Origin of the sequence: Mesorhizobium sp. LSHC412B00 (assembly GCF_000503035.1) — a bacterium.
Classification (GTDB): Bacteria; Pseudomonadota; Alphaproteobacteria; order Rhizobiales; family Rhizobiaceae; genus Mesorhizobium.
Map to the genome: position 1 here is coordinate 45158 of NZ_AYWB01000007.1, position 18763 is coordinate 63920.

Below are 18763 nucleotides of genomic sequence, written 5' to 3' on the forward strand. Positions count from 1 at the left end.
GTTTTGTCATAAAATGTGTGGTACTGCAAATCAAAATGTGGCACCTTGCAACAAATGGTTGGAAGGTGTTAACAGACCGGCAGCAAACCGGCTTTCCCGACCAGGCGAGGGACCTTTCGGATGGACTTCATCTTCATGCTGACGCGCAACGATCGCACGGTCGAGGACTGTCTCGACCTGGTCGATTTGATTGAGCCGGTCGGCCTGAAGCATGTCGGCTTCAAGGATATTGGCGTCGCGCCGGATGTGCTGCGCAAGCTCGCTGTCGCCATTGGCCGGACAGGCGCCACCACTTACATGGAAGTTGTCTCGACGACGGCTGAGGCCTGCCTTAATTCCGCGCGCATCGCCAGGGATCTCGGCGTCCGGCGCCTGCTCGGTGGAACCCAGGTCGACGAGATCATGGCGTTGCTGGAGGGGAGCGGCACCGAATACTACCCTTTTCCGGGTCGGCCGGTCGGCCATCCGACCAAGCTCGGCGGTTCGGCCGAGGATGTCGAGGCCGACTGCCGCGCCTTCGCCGAGAAGGGTTGTGCGGGATGCGACATCCTCGCCTATCGCGCCACCGAGGCCGACCCGGCCGAACTGGTGCGCGCAGCCCGGCGCGGGCTTGGTCCGTCGCGGCATCTGATCGTCGCCGGCGCCGTGGCATCAGCCGATCGGATCAAGGCGATCAAGCTGGCCGGCGCCAACGCTTTTACCATTGGCACAGCGGTGTTCGACGGTTCCTATTCGCCGACGAAAGGTTCTATCCTCTCGCAACTGCGGGATGTTCTCGCGGATTGCGAGCGTGTCTAATGCCAGTCATCGGCATCGATCTCGGCACACAAAGCCTGAAGGCGATCGTTGTCGATGACGAATTGCGGCTGCGTGGCGAGGCCGCTGTGTTGTACCAGCCGGCCTTCCCGGCGCCCGGCTGGGCCGAACAGAATCCGGCGCTGTGGCTGGCGGCGCTCAAGCCGGCCATTGCCGGCGCGCTCGACAAGGCTGGGCTTGCGCCGTCCGACATCAAGGGCATTGCCATTGCCGGCCAACTCGACGGCTGTGTTGCGGTCGACAGCAGCGGCCAGGCCCTGACGCCGTGCATCATCTGGATGGATCGGCGCGCGGCGGCAGAGATCGCCGCCATCGATCCGGACTTCATCCGCGAGCGCACCGGTCTCGTTCTGGACGCCACGCATATGGCGGCGAAAATCCGCTGGGCCGCGCGCAACCTGCCCGAAGCGCGCCGAGTGGCGCTCTGGCATCAACCGGTATCATTCGTGGTCGCAGCGTTGTGCGGTCGTGCCGTCATCGATCACGCGCTGGCCTCGACGACCATGCTCTATGGGCTGAAGGAGCACAACTATGCCGGCGATCTGCTGGCGGCCTTCGACATCGATGCAGATAAATTGCCCGGCATCGACGATGCATCTGAGATCGCCGGCGCCTTGACGCACGCCGGCGCCGAGCTCACCGGCCTGCCCGTGCGCACGCCGCTGGCGGTTGGCACCGGCGATGATTTTTCGGCCGCCATAGGCGCCGGGGTCGTCGTGCCCGGTGTCGTCGCCTGCAATCTCGGCACGGCCGAAGTGGTCGGCGCGGTGTCCGGCACGCTTCGCCTCGACCCCGGCGGCCTGGTCGAGACCCATGGCTTTCTCGGCGACGGCTATTTCATCTCCAATCCCGGATGGCTCTCGGGCGGCGCGGTGACGTGGTTTCTAACAACCTTCGGCGTCGATTCGCCGGCGGCGATGTCGGAACTGGCGGCGACGGTGGTTGCCGGCAGCGACGATTTGCTGTTCTTGCCCGCGTTGTCCGGTGCCATGGCGCCGCGCTGGATCGCCGAAGCGCGTGCCGCTTTCTACGGCCTGACATCCTTCCACGGCAAAGCCGCTTGTGCCCGTGCCGTGCTGGAGGGCTGTGCCTTTGCCATGCGCGACGTGGTCGACCGGCTGGACGATCTCGATATCGCGACGGATCGCATCCGGCTCTCAGGCGGTGGCGCGCGCAGCCGGGTATGGGCGCAAATCCGTGCCGATGTCAGCGACAGGCCGGTCGAGATCGCGGGTGCGGCCGATGCCTCGCCGATCGGTGCGGCAATCCTTGCCGCCGCAGCCATCGGCCTTACCTCCTCAGTGCAGCAGGCGGCTGAAAGGCTGGCCGGCCACATCGAGACGATCGACCCTGATCCTTCCGCCAAGGCCGCCTACGACAGAAGTTACCGCCGGTATCGCACCTTGTTCGATGCCCTGACCCCGCTTCATGCTGATTGACCGGACTGCATCCTATGTCCAGACAAATGCTCGATCGCCTTATTGCCGGCACGCTGCCTGACCCGGACAGCCAGGGAATGCTGTCGGTGCCGCTGAAGACCATCGTCATAGGGCGCGGTCTCGGCGACGAGGCCGATGCGCTGGTCAAGCCGCTGCCGCTCGGCCGCAAGCTCGCCGTGGTCATGGATCCCGACACAAGGCTGGCGCTGGGTGAGAGGGTGTCGATCGGACTGCGTGGCAGCAGCGATGTCGACAAGATCATCCTGCCGCGCCATCCGCATCCGGACATGGACGCGGTGCGATCGGTGATCGCACGCACGAAAGACGCCAGCGGCCTGGTCGCGGTCGGATCTGGCTCGATCAACGACATCACCAAATATGCTGCCCATCTCACCCAAAAACCTTATGCGGTGTTCGGCACCGCGCCATCGATGAACGGCTACACCTCGGTGTCGGCGGCAATCACCGAGGACGGCCTGAAGAAATCGCTGACGGCCAGCCTGCCGGTCGGCGTCTTCCTCGATCTCGATGTCATGGCGCGGGCGCCGCACCGGCTGATCGCTGCCGGCTTCGGCGATTCGATGGCGCGGCCGACCGCGCAGACCGATTGGCTGATGGCGCATCTATTGCTCGGCACGCCCTACAGGCAGGCGCCGTTCATGCTTCTGGCCGAGGACGAGAAGGCGCTCATCGCCAAGGCCGGCGAACTCGGGACCGGCGACCTTGAGGCGATGGAAGTGCTGGTGCGCACGCTGGTCATGTCCGGTCTCGGCATGACACTGTGCGGCGGCTCTTATCCGGCCAGCCAGGGCGAACATCTGATCGCCCACTATATCGACATGCGGGGCCAGGGATTGCCTGAGGCGCATCACGGCGAACACGTAGCGGTGACGACGTTGACGATGGCGCGGCTGCAGGAGCGCGTGCTGGCACTGCCGGAGCTGCAGCTCGCGCCGTCCGCGGATACGCCAGAACGCTTCATCGAGATCTTCGGCGAAACGCTCGGACGTTCCTGCTGGGCGGCATTCAAGCCCAAGCTGCTGGACCGCGAACGGGCAAACGCCATCAACACCATGCTGGCCAAGCAATGGCGCTCGCATCGTGAAAGGCTGGTGCGGGTGGCACGCCCGGCGCGCGAGATCGCGGCAGCACTGCGCGCCGCCGGCGCGCCGACCACGCCGCAGGAGGTTGCCATACCGGCTGGCTTCTACGACGAGGCGGTCGCCAATGCCCGGCTGATCCGCGACAGGTTCACCATGCTCGACGTCGCGGCTGCCTCGCTCGAAACGGTTGCGGCGGGAGCCTGAGCGGGTGCTGCGTCCGCTTGCCGACTTCACCGCGCTAGACCGGCGCAACATCGCCGTCGTTCTGACCGATATCGACGACACCTTGACCGACAAGGGACGGCTGCCGGCAAAAGCCTATGCGGCGCTCGAGCGGCTGAAGCAGGCCGGCTTCCTTGTCGCGCCGGTGACCGGCCGCCCTGCCGGCTGGTGCGACCTGATCGCGCGGCAATGGCCGGTCGATGGCGTGATCGGCGAGAACGGCGCTTTCTATTTCCGCTATGACGGCACTGCCAAGCGCATCGTTCGTCACTATGCCAGGAGTGCCGGGGAAAGGCAGGCTGACGCGGCGCGCCTGCGCGAGATCGAACGCGCCGTGCTCGCGGAAATTCCGGGTGCGGCGGTCGCCGCTGACCAGGCCTATCGCGAAGCCGATTTGGCGATCGATTTTCGCGAGGATGTCGCGCCGCTGCCCAAATCTGAAGTGCTGAAGATCGTCGCTATCTTTCAGCGCTATGGAGCGGCGGCGAAAATCTCGTCCATCCATGTCAATGGCTGGTTCGGCAAATACGACAAACTGTCAACAAGCCGGCTATTCTTGCGCGACTGTTTTGGTATAGACATAGACCACGACAAGGACAGCATTGTCTTCGTCGGCGATAGTCCAAACGATGCGCCAATGTTCGGCTTCTTCCCCAACAGCGTCGGTGTCGCTAATGTGCTGGACTTCGCCGGCGAACTTCCGGCATCTCCTGCCTTCGTCACAAGCGGGCGCGGCGCGCAAGGGTTTGCCGAGCTTGCCGACGCACTGATTGCTGCAAAGGGAATGGAATAATCATGGATCAGGGCCGACTGACGAAGAAGGAGCGGCACGCGCTTATCCTTTCGGAAGTGCGCCGGTCGGCGTCCATCCGCATCTCCAAACTTGCACGGCGCATCGGCGTCGCCGGCGAGACCATCCGCCGCGATCTCATCGAACTCGGCGATGCCGGGCTGATCAACCGCACCTATGGCGGTGCGACGATCTCGCTGGTGACATCAGAGCCGGTGATTTCGGAGCGCGGCCTGACCCTGGTCGAGGAGCGCGCCCGCATCGGCCGCGGCGCAGCGGGCCTGGTCCAGAAGGGCCAGATCGTGATGATCGATGGCGGTTCGACCACTTATGAGGTGGCGCGCAACCTTTCGCAGCTGAAGCGCGACCTGACCATCATCACCAATTCCACCGGCGTGGCCTCGGTGGCCGGCGCCAATCCGACCTTCCGCGTGCTGCTTTGCCCCGGGACCTATGACAGCCGCGAAGGCAGCGTGCTTGGCGAAGACACCGTCGAGTTCCTGCGCCGCTACAATGCCGACGTCGCCATTATCGGGGCATCGGGGATAAGCGCCGATGGTCCGAGCGACATGATCTCGGGCGCCGCAGCCGTTAAACGCGCAATGATATCGCGTTCACTGTCGACGGTGCTGGTGGTGACCCACGACAAGTTTGGCCGCAGCAGTCTGGAACGCATCTGCGGGCTCGATGACATTGCCGATATCGTCACCGACAGCGAACCGAAGGCCGACCTGCGCACTGCTGCCGAACAGGCGGGCACGGAGCTGCATGTGTTTGCCGCCGACTGATCAGCATTGGCTATCCGGCGGCATCCCTGTTGGTCAGCGCGATGTGGCAGCAGCCGGGGCCGTGGCCCGGCGTCCAGGTGACATTGTCGAAGCGCACGCCCGTTGCCTCGAACAGACCACGGTCGAAAGCGCCGGCGATGCGGCAGAGCGTGGCGAGTTTTTCATCACCGACACCGGCCTCGACCCAGGCGTCCTTCAGCGGACAACGCTTCACCTTGAAGGCGATGTGGTCCGGCCCGCGCTCGACATCGGTCGGATACATCAGGCCGCCATCCGGGCTGACGGCCAAAAATGCCTCGCCGATGGCCGGCGCGTCGTTAGGTCCGAAACGGGCGAAGGCGGCCGCCGCCACCTCCTTGCCGCGCTGCTCGATGGTGCGGATCATGATCGCCTCGGCCTTTTCCGCGCCGAGTTCGCCGGTCAGCTCGTCGAGAAACAGACGGTAGAGATCGGCGCGGTTGCGGAAGGCGGAATCGAGTTCGCGCGAGAGTTTTTCGGCTCTGGCTTCTGGTTCGGTCATGGTACTTGCCTGCTGCTTCTGTCCAATCTTGGCGCCGCCGCAACCAGCGCCTTGCCGATTGCCGATTGCGGCGCGTCGACTACGTTGCGGGGGTCGCCGCTCTCGGCGATCCGCCCGGCGTTGAGAAGAACGACGCGGTGGGCGATGGCCCGTACGACGCCGAGATCATGCGAAATGAAGAGATAGGCGATCCGTTCCCTGGCTTGCAGGTCGAGCAGCAACTCAAGGATCTGTCCGCGGACCGAAACGTCGAGCGCCGACACCGCCTCGTCGAGCACGATCAGCGACGGTTTGGTCGCGATGGCTCGGGCGATGGCGACGCGCTGGCGCTGGCCGCCGGAGATTTCGTGAATGGCGCGCGGGGCGAGATCGGCTGCCAGCCCGACGCGATCCAGCAAGGCAGCAATGCGGGCCGGCCTCTCGGCGCGGGAAGCGATGGCATGGATGCGCAAGGGATCGTCAAGCACGCGAGCCACCGTGGCGCGCGGGTTGAACGCGGCGAGCGGATCCTGGAACACCATTTGAAGGCGCGCGCGCTTGGTGCGCAGGGCCGCACCCTTCAAGAGCAGAAAGTCATCGCCTTCGAATTGGACGGTGCCGGCGTCGGGCTCGATCAACCTAAGCACCAGCCGCGCGATCGTCGACTTGCCGCTGCCGGAGGGCCCGGCCAGCGCCAGCGTCTCGCCGGGTTCGATGGCGAAGGAGACACCGTCGACGGCCGCGATGGCCTTGCCGCCACGACGGTATCGCTTGGTAAGACCGGAGACGGTGAGCAAGTTCATGCCGGCGCCCGTCGTAGCAGCGGATCGGCGTCGAGGCCGAGATGGGCGTTGAGCAGCGTTCGCGTATAGGCATGGCGCGGGGCGTTTATGATTTGCTCCGTCGGGCCGAGTTCGATCAGTTCGGCGTTCCGGAATACAGCGATACGCTCTGCGAGTTCGGCGGCCAGCGCGATGTCGTGGCTGATGAACAGCAGCGTCATGCCGTCCTCCGCCACCAGTTGCCGAATGAGGCTGACGATTTCGGCTTGCACAATGGTGTCCAGCGCGCTGGTCGCCTCATCGGCGATCAGCAGTTTCGGACCGGCTGCAATGGCCGCGGCAACAGCAACGCGCTGCTTCTGGCCGCCGGAGAGCTGGTGCGGGAAAGCACGCATGGCGGTTTGTGGGTCGGGCAGCCGGACACGTTGGAGCAGGGTTTTGGCTTTGGCGTAAGCTTGTGGCCAGTCGAGGCCGAGGTGGGTGCGGGCGACTTCGGCGATCTGTTTGCCGACGGTCATGACGGGGTCGAGGCTGGCGGAGGGGTCCTGGAAGACGAAACCAATGTCGCGACCGGGAAGGGGGAGCGTGCTGGGCTCGGTTAATTTGAGAGGTCGGCGTGCCGTCACACCCCCCTCTGTCCTGCCGGACATCTCCCCCGCAAGGGGGGAGATTGCTCTCTCATCTCCGCCTTCGCCAACCACGAACGTTGCAGAAGGGAAGCCGTCGGCAAAGCTGCTGATCTCCCCCCTTGCGGGGGAGATGTCCGGCAGGACAGAGGGGGGTGGGAAGGATCGCGGCGCCTGAAATTGCCACTTGACATGTCCTTCAATCTTGGCGCTCGCCGGCAGCAGTCCAGCCACCGCCAGCGCCAGCGTGCTCTTGCCCGAACCGCTTTCGCCAATGATCGCCAGCCGCTCGCCGGCAATAACATCCAGGCTGACCCCCTTCAGCGCCGTCACCTCGCTGCCATCTCGCCGATAGCGCACTGACAGATCGCGTATCTCAGCCAGTGCGGTCACGACAGGCTCCTCCGCACCGCCGTCGTTTCGACCACGCCTTCGCCGGTGAGATAGACGCCAAGCACGGTCAGCACCAAGGCGATGCCCGGAACGATCGACAGAAAGGGCGCGGTGCGCAGCACAGTGCGGCCCTCGGCGATCATGCCGCCCCAAGTGACGCGATTGGGGTCGCCGAGACCGAGGAAGGACAGCGCTGCCTCGGTGAGGATCGCGGCGGCCACGATCACCGAGGACAAGGCCAGCACCGGCGGCAACGCGTTGGGCAACACCTCGCGAAAAGCGATCTCAAGCGGATGCATGCCGATGACGCGAGCGCCGGCGACGTAATCGCGCTCGCGGATCGACAGCACTTCGGCGCGCGCTACACGCGCCGGTCCGGTCCAGGCGCCAAGCGCTATTGCCGTGACGACGACGCCGAGCGACGGCCCGACGACGCTGACGAAGGCCAGCGCCAGGAGAAAACTCGGCACGGTCTGGAAGGCATCGGTGATGCGCATCAGCCCCTCGTCCACAAGGCCGCCGGCAAAGCCGGCCAGCGTGCCGACGACCGCGCCGATGAAGAGTGCCGCCGCTGCCGCCGCCAGGCCGACCGCCAGCGAGGTGCGGGCGCCGTGGAACAGTTCGGACAGCACGTCACGGCCGAGCCGGTCGGTGCCGAGCGGCAGCGACCAGTCCTGGAACGGCGGCAGCAGTGCTGGTCCGGCAATGGCCTGCGGGTCGCCGGGGAAGAGCAGCGACGCAAACAGCGCCATGGCGAACAGAAGCGCCAGGATGATCGCGCCGGCGACCGCTTCCGGCCGGCGCAGGAACCGCGGCAGCGCGCTCACGCGCTGGCCTCGCTGGCGCCGACGCGCGGGTCGAGGAAGGCGTAGGCGATGTCGACTGCAAGGTTGACGGCAATGACGAGGACGGCGCTGGTGAGGATGATGCCGAGCAGCAGCGGCGTGTCGCGCGAAGCGACCGCTTCCTGCGCCAGCCGGCCGAGCCCGGGCACGGCAAAGACGCTTTCGATGACGACGCTGCCGCCCAGCATCTGCGCCGATTGCAGGCCGAGCATGGTGACCAGCGGCAAGAGCGCGTTGCGGGCGACATGGGCGAGCACGATGCGGCGGCGTGACAGCCCCCTGGCGCGGGCGGCGAGTACAAAATCCTGCCGCCACGCCTCGGCCATGCCGGCGCGCATCATGCGCAGATAGAGCGCGAGATAGATGAAGCCGAGCGCGGAAACCGGCAGGACGAGGTGGACGGCGATGTCGGTGGCGCGGTCAAAACCGGTCTTGTCCGAGGCCAGGCTCTCGATGCCGCCGATCGGCAGCCAGCGCAGGTCGACGGCAAAGACGACGATTAGCACCAGGCCGAGCCAGAAGCCCGGCACCGCATAAAGCGCCAGCGAGCCGATCGACAGGAAGCGGTCGCGAAAGCTGCCGGGTCTGGCGCCGGCGTAGATGCCGAGCGCCGAGCCGAGCCCGAAGGAGAGCGCGGTGGCGGTGACCATCAGGAGCAGTGTCGTCGGCAGGCGTTCCAGGATAACATCGCGAATTGGCCGCGAGAAGGTAACGGACTGGCCGAGGTCGAAATGCAGCAGCGCCCAGAGATAGTTGGCGAGCCGTGTCAGCTCGGACTGGTCGAGGCCCCAGCGATGACGCAGCAATTCGATCATGCCGGCGTCGCCGCCGGTCGAGACGATGTAGGCGTCGACCGCGTCACCGGGGGCGGCTTCCAGGAGGAGGAATGTGCCGATGATGACGATCAGCAGCACGAAGATGCTGCCGACGAGGCGACGGCGAATGAGGGTGAGGGCACGGGTCATGGCTGCCTTACCCTCCCCCTTGTGGGGAGGGTCGATCCGCGAAGCGGAGCGGGGTGGNGGCGTACGCCGGATCGAGCCTCCCCCCACCCCGCTCCGCTTCGCGGATCGACCCTCCCCACAAGGGGGAGGGTGAAGGTTGGCGCTATCCGGCAGGACAGAACAGAGGCGTGAAGGAACTCTCATCCCTGATGATGAGCATTCGTCCAACCGATGCGCAAGCATGCCGGGCTGATCGCTAGCCAGCCAGATAGGTGTCCGCCCAGTTCGACACCGCCCATCGCGGGTTGTTGGCGATGTTGCCCACGGTATCGCGCGCGACGCTGATGAAGCTCCATTCGGCGACGTTGATCAGCGGCAGGTCGGCCGCGACCTGTTTCTGGAATTCGTTGTAGAGGTCGGTGCGCGCTGACGCATCCAGCGTTTCCGATGCCTTGGCGATCAGCGCATCGAGCTCGGCGTTCTTGTAGCCACCCTGGTTGGAGAACGGCACACCGTCGGGAATGCCGCTCTGCACCAGGATTGTGGTCGAGATCGCAGGATCGCCGCGGAACACCGGCGGGCCGACGGCGAGGTCGAAGGCGTGGTCGGTGTAGACGGCCTTGATGTGCGCGGCCGAGTCGTTGTTGACGATCACGGCGTCGATGCCGATCGCGGCCAGCGCCTGGCGCAGATAATCGCCGAACTGTTTTGTTTCGTTGAAATAGGGTGCCGGCAAAAGCTTGAGCGCAAACCGCTTGCCATCATCGGCCTTGGTGTAGCCGGCCTCATCGAGCAGGGCGTTGGCCTTGGCGACGTCGAAGGGATAGGTCGGCACGTCGGCGGTGTAGAATTGCGGGTCGTTCTTCGGCACCGGACCGGTAGCGGTGGCGGCATAGCCGAGGAACACCGTCTTGACGACGAAATCCTTGTCGATGGCATGCGCGATCGCCTGGCGCACCTTCACGTCGGCCAGTTCCTTGCGGCGATGGTTGATCTCGACGACGAGTTGATAGGTCAGCCCCTCATAGCCCTTGGAGATGACCTTCAGGCCCGGCACTTTCGAGATGCGGTCGAGGTCGGCCAGTGGCACGGCGGAGAAGGCGGCGAGCTGGATCTCTTCGGCCTCGAGTGCGGCCGCGGCGGACGTGCGGTCCGGCAGCACCTGATAGATGATCTCGTCGAGATAGGGCTCGTCCTTGCCCCAATAGTTCGCATTCCTTGTCAGCTTGTAATATTGGCCGGCCTTGTACTCGCCGAACTTGAACGGGCCGGTGCCGATGGGGGCATTGTTGGCCGGGTTGTCCTCGATCTTGCCGACTTCGTAGATATGTTTCGGCACCACGCTGCTCAGCGCCGGCAAGGCATTGCGTATCAGCTGGAACGGGGTCGGTTTGGCGAATTTGAACACGGCGGTGAGATCGTCGGGGGTGTCGACGCTGGCCAGATCCTTGAACACGGTGCGGCCGAGATTCTGCAGCGGCTTCCATATCTGCAGCGCCGAGAAGGCGACGTCGGCCGAGGTGAACGGCTTGCCGTCATGCCATTTGACGCCATCGCGCAGTTTGAAGGTTACCGAGAGCCCGTCGGCAGCACCTTCCCAGGAGAGCGCCAAGCGGGGCTCGAGCCCGTCCTTGCCGTCGAACGAGGCTTCGGCCAGCGTCTCGACAATCTTGCTGGAGATGAAGAAAACGCCGTTGGAGGCGACGATTGCCGGGTTGAGATTGCGCGGCTCGGAATCGGCGGCGAGCACCAGCCGGCCACCTTTCTTCGGCGTCTGCGCCCAGCTGAATGTGGGCAGGGCGGTGGAGGCCAGCAGCAAAGCTGAGCCGCCAAGCAGCGTGCGTCTGGAAATATCTGACATGACCGAACTCCGTCCTCTCCGCGACCAGATGGGCGCACCCCTCGAAGCTGGCGGCACCCGCCAGCATCCTCGCGGCGATTATGGCCCTTGCCAAGGGTTTCGCCAGAGACGGAATTGGCGCATCCTTGCTTGGCTTTGAAATTTTCGTCCGCTGGACCAGTTTAGAGGTGGCCCTTTCATTCTGATATTCTGGTAGGACCAGATTGCCTTGATATGCAGCAAAGACGACTTGGCGACCGCCCGCTGAAGCAATTTGACCTATTTCTGGCTGGACCAGAGTGGACAAAATGATGCAGATTTGACCGACAGCCAAGGGAATCGGGCGCAGCGCGGCCGGCGATCCCACGGAAATCAGGGAGAGAACAATGAACATTGCCCCGGGCAAGAATGCCGTCAGCAATATCCCGTTCGACCAGGCAAGGGTCGACCGGCTGATGGAGGAAGCCGGCATCGATGTGCTGCTGGCGACGTCCAAGCACAACACGCAATATCTGCTCGGTGGCTACAAATTCATCTTCTTCGCCGCCATGGATGCGATTGGCCACAGCCGCTATCTGCCTGTTGTCGTCTATGAGAAGGGCGGGCCGGATCATGCCGCCTATATCGGCAACCGCATGGAAGGCGCCGAGCACCAGAACAACCCGTTCTGGACGCCGACGCTGCATGCCGCCTGCTGGGGTACGCTCGACGCCGCCAATCTTGCGGTCGAGCATGTCAGCAAGATCGGCAAGGCAGGCGCCCGCATCGGCATCGAGCCGGCCTTCCTGCCGTCCGATGCCTATGCGCTGATCCGCAAGGCGTTGCCGGACGCGAAGCTGATCGACGCGACCGACATGCTGGAGCGCATGCGCGCCATCAAGACAGACGCCGAGCTGGAGAAGCTGCGCATCGCCTCCGAGCTGATCACCGATTCCATGTTGGCGACTATCCAGTGGGCGCGCGAAGGCACGACCAAGGCCGAGATGATCGAGCAGCTCAGGCGCGAGGAGACCAATCGCGGCGCGCATTTCGAATATTGCCTGCTGACGCTGGGCTCCAGCCACAACCGTGCGGCGTCACCGCAGGCTTGGGAAAAGGGCGAGGTGCTGTCGATCGATTCCGGCGGCAATTATCACGGCTATATCGGCGATCTCTGCCGCATGGGCATTCTGGGCGAACCGGATGCCGAGCTGGAAGATCTGTTGGCCGAGGTCGAGACGGTGCAGCAGGCGGCGTTCTCGAAGGTGAGGGCAGGCACCATCGGCGGCGATATGATTTCGCACGCGGAGGGCGTGCTGAAGGCGTCGAAGGTCGCGCCCTATACGGATTTCTTCGCCCATGGCATGGGCCTGATCACCCATGAAGCGCCGTTCCTGATGACCAACCACCCGGTCACCTATGAAGGCACCTATTCGGCCAAGCCGCTGGAGACGAACATGGTGCTGTCGGTGGAGACGACCATGCTTCACCCGACGCGGGGGTTCATCAAGCTGGAGGATACGCTGGCGGTGACGGATGCGGGGTATGTGATGTTTGGGGATCGGGCACGGGGGTGGAATAGAGGTGGGATAGCCTAGCTCGGCGCTACCCCCTCACCCGGATTGCCATCCGAATTTCGAAGGGCAATTCGGGGCTATCCGACCTCTCCCCGAGGGGAGAGGAGTTTGCGCCGGCGCTGGCTTCTGCCTCTTCTCCCCCTCGGGGAGAAGGTGGCCGCGAAGCGGCCGGATGAAGGGGGCCTTTCGCGATTACTTCCCCGCCGGAATCAACCTGAAATCCGGCAACTCCCGCAGCACCAGTTCGGGTCCGGCCGGCGAATAGACGACGAAGAGCTGCATCGGCCCATCGCCCGTGTTCAGTGTCGAATGGAAACGGCTTTCCGGCACATAGATGGTGCAGCCGGGGCCGACCTTGGCGACGACCGGATTGCCCTCCTCGTCCTCCACCATCTGCTCGCCATTGCCTGAGATGACGAAGATGATCTCTTCCGCGCCGGGATGGTTGTGGCGCGTGTGGCCCTTGCCTGACGGCAGGTCGACGACGCCGCCGGAAAAGCGCGTCGCGCCATTTACTTCCGGCGCGACTGTCAGCGACAGCTTGCCCCAGTCAAAGCCGAAGGCGCTCACGTCCTTCGGGTATACGAACACCTTGCTCTTGTCGGTCATGATCTCATCCCTTCTTTTTCTTCTGGTCGTGCAGCGTGACGGCCTTGAAATCCGCCGTCTGCCTGGCGATCGCGGCTTCAGCCGGCAGCCGTTCCATCGAACTCGCGCCATAAAAGCCATGCAGGCCCTTGCAGCGGTCGAGGATGTATCTCGCGTCGTCCGGCATGGAGATCGGTCCGCCATGGCAAAGCAGGATGACATCCTTGCGCACCGATCGCGCCGCGTTGGCGATGGCGTCGATCTCGACCACGCAGTCGTCGAGCGACTTGGCCGACGTGGCTCCGATCGAGCCGCCGGTCGTCACCCCCATATGGGCAACGACGATGTCGGCGCCGGCTTTTGTCATGGCGCGCGCCTCGTCGGGGTTGAAGACATAGGGCGTGGTCAGAAGATCGAGCTTGTGCGCCTCGGCGATCATGTCGACCTCCAGCCCGAAGTCCATGCCGGTTTCCTCAAAACTCTGGCGCATGCTGCCATCGAACAGGCCGATGGTCGGGAAATTCTGCACGCCGGAAAAGCCCATCGTCTTCAGCTCGGCAAGCAGCAGCGGCATGATGACGAACGGATCGGTGCCGTTGACACCGGCCAGCACCGGCGTCTTTTTGACCACCGGCAGCACCTCGTAGGCCATTTCCTTGACGATCTCGTTGGCGTTGCCATAGGCGAGCAGGCCGGCAGCCGAGCCGCGCCCGGCCATGCGGTAGCGGCCGGAATTGTAGATGATGATGAGGTCGATGCCGCCGGCTTCCTCGGCCTTCGCCGACAAGCCGGTGCCGGCGCCGCCGCCGACGATGGGCACGCCGTCGGTGATCATCGCCTTGAACTTCTTCAATATGTCCTTGCGCGGTATTGCGGGCATTTGTTGACTCTCACTATCTGGCGATGTCGAGGAAGGCCGCGGTTGCGGCTTTGGCAAATTCCGGATCGTTGATGTGCAACGGCAGGCGTGTGACGCGGCGCGTGGCGCTCGGCCTGATGGTGCGCTCGATGGCATCGAACAGCACGGCGTCGGCTTCGAGGTCGAAGAAGGCGCCGCCCTCGATATCTAGTGCCGAGACGCCTTTTTCGGGGATCAGGAAATGCACAGGGCCCTCGCAGCGAGCGAGCCTGGTGCCGATCCACTCGCCTATGCCGCGGCATTCATTCGCCGTGGTGCGCATAAGCGTGACGTTGGGATTGTGCTCGTAAAACAGCCGGCCCCTAAACTTCTCGGGAATGGTCGGCGGCGCCCAGAAATTGACCATGTCCAGCGCGCCGACCGAGCCTACATAGGGCAGCTTGGTGCGGGCGATGGCGCCGAAGCGGTCCTCCGTCGCCGGCAGCACGCCGCCGAACAGCAGGTCGCAGACTTCCGTCGTGGTGATGTCGATGACGCCGGCGAGCAGGCCCGAGTCCGCGAGCTTCTCCATCGAGCGGCCGCCGGTGCCGGTGGCGTGGAAAACCATGCAGTCATAGTTGGCGCGCAACTGATCCGCGATGGCGGTCACGCAAGGCGTGGTGACGCCGAACATGGTGAGCCCGAGTGCCGGCTTGCCGGTGGCAGTCGGCGCCGGCCTGGCGGCCATGCCGGCGATTGCCTGCGCCGCATTGTGCAGCACGACGCGTGACAGCCGGTTCAGTCCCGCCATATCGGTGACCGATGGCATCATGATGATGTCGGAGACGTCGACATAGGGCGCGGTGTCGCCGGAGGCGAGCGTCGAGACCATGATCTTGGGCAGCCCAAGCGGCAGCGCGCGCATGCCGGCAGTGATGATCGACGTGCCGCCGCCGCCGCCAATGCCGATCACGCCTGATATGTCGTCGCGCGACTGAATGAAATTTGTGAAGGCGGCGCTCATGCCGGCCACTGCCGTGCCGCGATCATCGATGCCGAGCACGCCACTGGCTCCACCCGGATGATGCGCCGCGACCTCGCTGGCCGGGATATCGACCGGCACCGTGGCACCGCGCGTTCCGATGTCGACGCGGGCAACCGAACTGCCGGTGGCGGCAATAGCATCGGCCAGGAAGGCAAGTTCCTCGCCCTTGGTGTCGGCTGTGCCCACCACGTAGATGCGCTTCATCGCGTTTCTCCCGTCACCGGCCGACCGGCGCCGGGCCGCCTGTCGCCCTTTGCCGGCCTTTCGGTGGGCAAAGGTCATTGCAATTTTTTGAGACGCGCGTATCGTATTGACATGGAAGTCTCACGTCAACAAGCCGCTGGGAACGACGACGCCAACGAGGCTGCAGAACGCGGCCCACGGGCCCGCACAAAACGGCTGATGCTGAAGACGGCGACGCGGCTGATGCAGGCGGGCGTCACCCCGTCGGTCAGCGAAGTCGCGGAGGCGGCGCAAGTGTCGCGCGCCACCGCCTATCGCTATTTCCCCAGCCAGGCAGCCCTGGTGCAGGCGGTGGTTGACGAGGGGCTTGGGCCGATCCTGACCTGGCAATCGACGTCCACCGATGCCGGGCGGCGCGTTGCCGAATTGTTCGATACCGCCATGCCGCGCATCGAAGCTTTCGAGGCAACTTTCAAGGCAGCGCTGAAACTGTCGCTCGACCAATGGGCGCAGCGGCAGGCGGGCACGCTGGGCGGCGAGCCGCAATTCACGCGCGGACATCGCGTCCAGCTGCTGAAGGATGCCATCGCACCGCTCAAGGGCCGGCTGCCGCCGCGCGAGTTCAAGCGCCTGGCGCAGGCGCTGTCGATGATGTTCGGCGTCGAAGTGCTGATCGTGCTGAAGGATATATGGGGGCTCGATAGCCGCGGCATGCGGTCGGTCGCGCAATGGGCGGCGGGCGCCCTTGTGCGCGCCGCGGTGGCGGAATCGACGGCTGAAATCGATGCGGCCCCAACAGCGGCATTGGCGAAATAGCGCCAATCTGGTTCGACCAGATTTGGATGCCCACTATTGATGTTAACCGGGATGGCAGTGCCGAAACAAGGCTCTCCTATATCAACGAGTAGGAAAATTCAGGGAAAACAGTCGGATACATGAAAAATCCGGTTATACAAGGTCCGGTGGTGATCCAAGAAAGAGCTTGACGGCTATCCAAAATTGGTAATACCAGATCAGGACAGAAAAAGCGGATCAAAAGTGAGAGCTGCAATCCATTTTCCGGCAAAGCGAGGAGGCTTGGAACCGGAAGGTGCGATCTCGGGAGGAACTACCAGGGCCGGCTTCACCGCCGGCTCGCATGACAAGGTAGAATGCGCACAAGGGAGGAAATCATTATGCGCAAGACAATGACCAGCCTGCTTGCTGGTATCGGCTTAGTACTTGCCTGCGGAACGTCCGTCTACGCGCAGGACAAGGAGCTCACCATCTTTTGGGCGGAATGGGATCCGGCCAATTATCTGCAGGAACTCGGCAACGAGTACGAGAAGGAAACCGGCGTCAAGATCACGGTGGAAACCACGCCCTGGTCCGACTTCCAGACCAAGGCTTTCACCGAGTTCAACGCCCATGGCGACGCCTATGATATGGTCGTCGGCGACTCGCAATGGCTCGGCGCCGGCTCGACCGGTGGCCACTATGTCGACCTGACCGACTTCTTCAACAAGCACAAGCTTGGCGAAGTGATGGCGCCGGCAACGGTGAAATATTACGCCGAGTATCCGGGCGGCAGCAGCAAGTACTGGGCGATCCCGCTCGAAGGCGACGCTGTCGGCTGGTCCTATCGCAAGGACTGGTTCGAGGACCCGAAGGAAAAGGAAGCCTTCAAGGCCAAATACGGCTACGATCTCGACGTGCCGAAGGATTTCAAGGCGCTGCGCGACATCGCGGAGTTCTTCTATCGTCCGGATCAGAAGCGATACGGCATCGCCATCTACACCGACAATTCCTATGACGCGATGGCGATGGGCTTCGAAAACGCGCTGTTCTCCTTCGGCGGCGAACTGGGTGACTACAAGACTTACAAGGTCGACGGTTTCATCAACTCCGACAAGGCAATCGCCGCACTCGACGCCTACAAGGAACTCTACACGTTCACGCCTCCGGGCTGGGCCAAGTCGTTCTTCGTCGAGGACAATCAGGCGATCACCGAAAACCTGGCCGCGATGAGCATGAACTACTTCGCGTTCTTCCCCTCGCTGATCAACGAGGCGTCGAACCCGAACGCCAAGAACACCGGCTTCTTCGCCAATCCTCCAGGCCCGAACGGCGATCAGTTCGCCGCACTCGGCGGTCAGGGCATCTCCATCGTTTCCTACTCCAAGAAGCAGGAAGAGGCGACGAAGTTCCTTGAATGGTTCATCAAGGACGAGACCCAGAAGAAGTGGGCGGCGCTCGGCGGCTACACCTGCAGTGCCGCCGTGCTCAAGTCGGAGGAGTTCCAGAACGCCACGCCGTACAACAAGGCCTTCTACGAGACCATGTTCAAGGTGAAGGACTTCTGGGCGGTGCCGGAATATGCCGAGCTGCTGCAGCAGCTCAACCAGCGCGTCTATCCCTACATGATCGGCGGCGAAGGCACCGCCAAGGAAACGCTGGACGCGCTCGCAGGCGACTGGAACGCGACGTTCAAGAAATACGGCCGCGGCCAATAAGCAGCTTTTCTCGCGGAGGAGGCATCCGTGCCTCCTCCGTTCTTTTTTCCGAAACGGGAGCAGGGTCTTGGCGACCACGATGATCACCACGCTGGACACTTCCTCGCGGGCCGCTGCACTCGGCTTGAGCGACATGTCGATCCGCAACCTCTTCATAATCCCGACGATCCTGTTCCTGATCGTCTTCAACATTTTCCCGCTGATCTATTCGCTGGGCTATTCCTTCACCGATTTCCGCGCGTCGACCAACGCGCCGGCGAATTTCGTCGGGCTGCAGAATTATCGCGACCTGCTCAACGACCCCTATGTCTGGTCCAACTTCGCCATCACCGCCAAGTACGTCATCATCTCGGTCGCGGGTCAGCTGCTCGTCGGCTTCGGCGTGGCCATGCTGCTCAACAGGGATATTCCCCTCAAGGGTCTCATCACAACGCTGCTGCTGCTGCCGATGATGCTGTCGATGGCCGTCGTCGGTCTGTTCTGGAAACTGCTCTATGATCCGTCATGGGGGGTCATCAACTATGCGCTTGGCCTCGGCAATTTCGAGTGGCTGGCCGACCCCAAGATGGCGCTCTATGCGGTTGCGCTGACCGACATCTGGATGTGGTCACCCTTTGTCATGCTGTTGTCGCTGGCCGGCCTTTCAGCGGTGCCGAAGCATCTCTACGAAGCAGCGGCGATCGACCGCGCCGGACCGTTCTACACCTTCTTCCGCATCACGCTGCCGCTGGTCGCGCCGATCCTGATGATCGCGGTCATCTTCCGCACCATGGAAGCGTTCAAGACCTTCGACCTCGCCTATATCCTGACCAGCCAGCCGACGGCCGAGCTGATCTCTATCCGGCTGTACAAGATGGCGTTCCAGGAATGGCAGACCGGGCGCTCCTGCGCGCTCGCCTACATCGTGCTGATCATGGTGCTGGCCATCACCAACATCTACGTCAAGTACCTCAACAAGGTGAAGGAGCGCTGAG

At 63.6% G+C, this 18763-nt stretch carries 18 protein-coding genes; 9 read left to right on the plus strand and 9 right to left on the minus strand.

Translation table 11 applies throughout. The features are described from left to right. Positions 1–120: 120 nt before the first annotated feature. From X757_RS150015 to X757_RS149995, 5 genes are read left to right on the plus strand one after another with little or no spacing between them, the layout of a single operon-like run. Positions 121–798 carry a 4-hydroxythreonine-4-phosphate dehydrogenase gene (locus tag X757_RS150015; RefSeq protein WP_023726417.1) on the plus strand — a complete coding sequence of 226 codons (678 nt, stop codon included), beginning with the start codon at positions 121–123 and terminating at the stop codon, positions 796–798. Continuing rightward, entirely contained in the window at positions 798–2255 is a 1458-nt protein-coding gene (locus X757_RS150010; RefSeq protein WP_023726418.1) for an FGGY-family carbohydrate kinase, read from the plus strand. The genes X757_RS150015 and X757_RS150010 overlap by 1 nt, the downstream gene beginning before the upstream one ends. A gap of 14 nt (positions 2256–2269) precedes the next feature. Next, complete coding sequence (locus tag X757_RS150005; RefSeq protein ID WP_084013567.1) at positions 2270–3562, plus strand: iron-containing alcohol dehydrogenase; 1293 nt, start codon at positions 2270–2272, stop codon at positions 3560–3562. Positions 3563–3569: 7 nt separating this feature from the next. Continuing rightward, complete coding sequence (locus X757_RS150000) at positions 3570–4373, plus strand: HAD-IIB family hydrolase (RefSeq protein WP_023692036.1); 804 nt, start codon at positions 3570–3572, stop codon at positions 4371–4373. A 2-nt stretch (positions 4374–4375) separates the two neighbouring features. Continuing rightward, a complete protein-coding gene (locus tag X757_RS149995; protein ID WP_023686645.1) occupies positions 4376–5158 on the plus strand; it encodes a DeoR/GlpR family DNA-binding transcription regulator in 783 nt (260 codons plus the stop codon). Positions 5159–5168: 10 nt separating this feature from the next. Here the strand turns inward: X757_RS149995 and X757_RS149990 are convergent, their stop codons facing one another. The 6 genes from X757_RS149990 to X757_RS149965 form a co-directional block, all read right to left on the minus strand. Continuing rightward, positions 5169–5678 (minus strand): L-2-amino-thiazoline-4-carboxylic acid hydrolase, encoded by a 510-nt coding sequence (locus X757_RS149990; RefSeq protein ID WP_023704257.1) that lies wholly within the window; start codon positions 5676–5678, stop codon positions 5169–5171. Then, on the minus strand, positions 5675–6460 hold the full coding sequence (locus tag X757_RS149985; RefSeq protein ID WP_023704256.1) for an ATP-binding cassette domain-containing protein: 786 nt from the start codon (positions 6458–6460) through the stop codon (positions 5675–5677). The genes X757_RS149990 and X757_RS149985 overlap by 4 nt, the downstream gene beginning before the upstream one ends. Then, complete coding sequence (locus tag X757_RS149980; protein WP_023726420.1) at positions 6457–7458, minus strand: ABC transporter ATP-binding protein; 1002 nt, start codon at positions 7456–7458, stop codon at positions 6457–6459. The genes X757_RS149985 and X757_RS149980 overlap by 4 nt, the downstream gene beginning before the upstream one ends. Then, on the minus strand, positions 7455–8285 hold the full coding sequence (locus X757_RS149975; RefSeq protein ID WP_023726421.1) for an ABC transporter permease: 831 nt from the start codon (positions 8283–8285) through the stop codon (positions 7455–7457). The genes X757_RS149980 and X757_RS149975 overlap by 4 nt, the downstream gene beginning before the upstream one ends. Further along, the gene (locus X757_RS149970) at positions 8282–9268 is read right to left on the minus strand and encodes an ABC transporter permease (RefSeq protein ID WP_023726422.1); all 987 of its coding nucleotides are present in this window, start codon (positions 9266–9268) and stop codon (positions 8282–8284) included. Before X757_RS149970 ends, X757_RS149975 begins: the two co-directional genes overlap by 4 nt. A 235-nt stretch (positions 9269–9503) precedes the next feature. Further along, complete coding sequence (locus X757_RS149965; RefSeq protein WP_023669855.1) at positions 9504–11108, minus strand: ABC transporter substrate-binding protein; 1605 nt, start codon at positions 11106–11108, stop codon at positions 9504–9506. A gap of 365 nt (positions 11109–11473) precedes the next feature. On the opposite strand from X757_RS149965, the gene X757_RS149960 reads away from it, so the two are divergent. After that, entirely contained in the window at positions 11474–12664 is a 1191-nt protein-coding gene (locus tag X757_RS149960; RefSeq protein ID WP_023726423.1) for a Xaa-Pro peptidase family protein, read from the plus strand. A 171-nt stretch (positions 12665–12835) separates the two neighbouring features. Here the strand turns inward: X757_RS149960 and X757_RS149955 are convergent, their stop codons facing one another. Genes X757_RS149955 through X757_RS149945 form a run of 3 tightly spaced genes read right to left on the minus strand, consistent with a single transcriptional unit; the run spans position 12836 to position 15318 of the window. Continuing rightward, positions 12836–13252 carry a cupin domain-containing protein gene (locus tag X757_RS149955; protein ID WP_023698983.1) on the minus strand — a complete coding sequence of 139 codons (417 nt, stop codon included), beginning with the start codon at positions 13250–13252 and terminating at the stop codon, positions 12836–12838. 4 nt (positions 13253–13256) lie between these two features. Then, positions 13257–14111 carry a phosphoenolpyruvate hydrolase family protein gene (locus X757_RS149950; protein ID WP_023726424.1) on the minus strand — a complete coding sequence of 285 codons (855 nt, stop codon included), beginning with the start codon at positions 14109–14111 and terminating at the stop codon, positions 13257–13259. A gap of 13 nt (positions 14112–14124) precedes the next feature. Beyond that, complete coding sequence (locus tag X757_RS149945; protein ID WP_023726425.1) at positions 14125–15318, minus strand: Tm-1-like ATP-binding domain-containing protein; 1194 nt, start codon at positions 15316–15318, stop codon at positions 14125–14127. A gap of 111 nt (positions 15319–15429) precedes the next feature. Between X757_RS149945 and X757_RS149940 the strand changes: the two genes are divergently transcribed. From X757_RS149940 to X757_RS149930, 3 genes are all read left to right on the plus strand, one after another. Beyond that, positions 15430–16113: a TetR/AcrR family transcriptional regulator gene (locus X757_RS149940; RefSeq protein ID WP_023704248.1), complete on the plus strand. Its 684-nt coding sequence runs from the start codon at positions 15430–15432 to the stop codon at positions 16111–16113. Between the two features lie 359 nt (positions 16114–16472). After that, the gene (locus X757_RS149935) at positions 16473–17789 is read left to right on the plus strand and encodes an ABC transporter substrate-binding protein (RefSeq protein ID WP_023669849.1); all 1317 of its coding nucleotides are present in this window, start codon (positions 16473–16475) and stop codon (positions 17787–17789) included. A 67-nt stretch (positions 17790–17856) separates the two neighbouring features. After that, entirely contained in the window at positions 17857–18762 is a 906-nt protein-coding gene (locus X757_RS149930) for a carbohydrate ABC transporter permease (protein ID WP_023726426.1), read from the plus strand. Position 18763: the final 1 nt, after the last annotated feature.

Bases quoted from the DNA above. Each gene is read 5' to 3' on its own strand.
- X757_RS150015 (WP_023726417.1), top strand. From the start codon at position 121: ATGGACTTCATCTTCATGCTGACGCGCAACGATCGCACGGTCGAGGAC.
- X757_RS150010 (WP_023726418.1), top strand. From the start codon at position 798: ATGCCAGTCATCGGCATCGATCTCGGCACACAAAGCCTGAAGGCGATC.
- X757_RS150005 (WP_084013567.1), top strand. From the start codon at position 2,270: ATGTCCAGACAAATGCTCGATCGCCTTATTGCCGGCACGCTGCCTGAC.
- X757_RS149995 (WP_023686645.1), top strand. From the start codon at position 4,376: ATGGATCAGGGCCGACTGACGAAGAAGGAGCGGCACGCGCTTATCCTT.
- X757_RS149990 (WP_023704257.1), bottom strand. From the start codon at position 5,678: ATGACCGAACCAGAAGCCAGAGCCGAAAAACTCTCGCGCGAACTCGAT.
- X757_RS149985 (WP_023704256.1), bottom strand. From the start codon at position 6,460: ATGAACTTGCTCACCGTCTCCGGTCTTACCAAGCGATACCGTCGTGGC.
- X757_RS149970 (WP_023726422.1), bottom strand. From the start codon at position 9,268: ATGACCCGTGCCCTCACCCTCATTCGCCGTCGCCTCGTCGGCAGCATC.
- X757_RS149965 (WP_023669855.1), bottom strand. From the start codon at position 11,108: ATGTCAGATATTTCCAGACGCACGCTGCTTGGCGGCTCAGCTTTGCTG.
- X757_RS149960 (WP_023726423.1), top strand. From the start codon at position 11,474: ATGAACATTGCCCCGGGCAAGAATGCCGTCAGCAATATCCCGTTCGAC.
- X757_RS149955 (WP_023698983.1), bottom strand. From the start codon at position 13,252: ATGACCGACAAGAGCAAGGTGTTCGTATACCCGAAGGACGTGAGCGCC.
- X757_RS149950 (WP_023726424.1), bottom strand. From the start codon at position 14,111: ATGCCCGCAATACCGCGCAAGGACATATTGAAGAAGTTCAAGGCGATG.
- X757_RS149945 (WP_023726425.1), bottom strand. From the start codon at position 15,318: ATGAAGCGCATCTACGTGGTGGGCACAGCCGACACCAAGGGCGAGGAA.
- X757_RS149940 (WP_023704248.1), top strand. From the start codon at position 15,430: ATGGAAGTCTCACGTCAACAAGCCGCTGGGAACGACGACGCCAACGAG.
- X757_RS149935 (WP_023669849.1), top strand. From the start codon at position 16,473: ATGCGCAAGACAATGACCAGCCTGCTTGCTGGTATCGGCTTAGTACTT.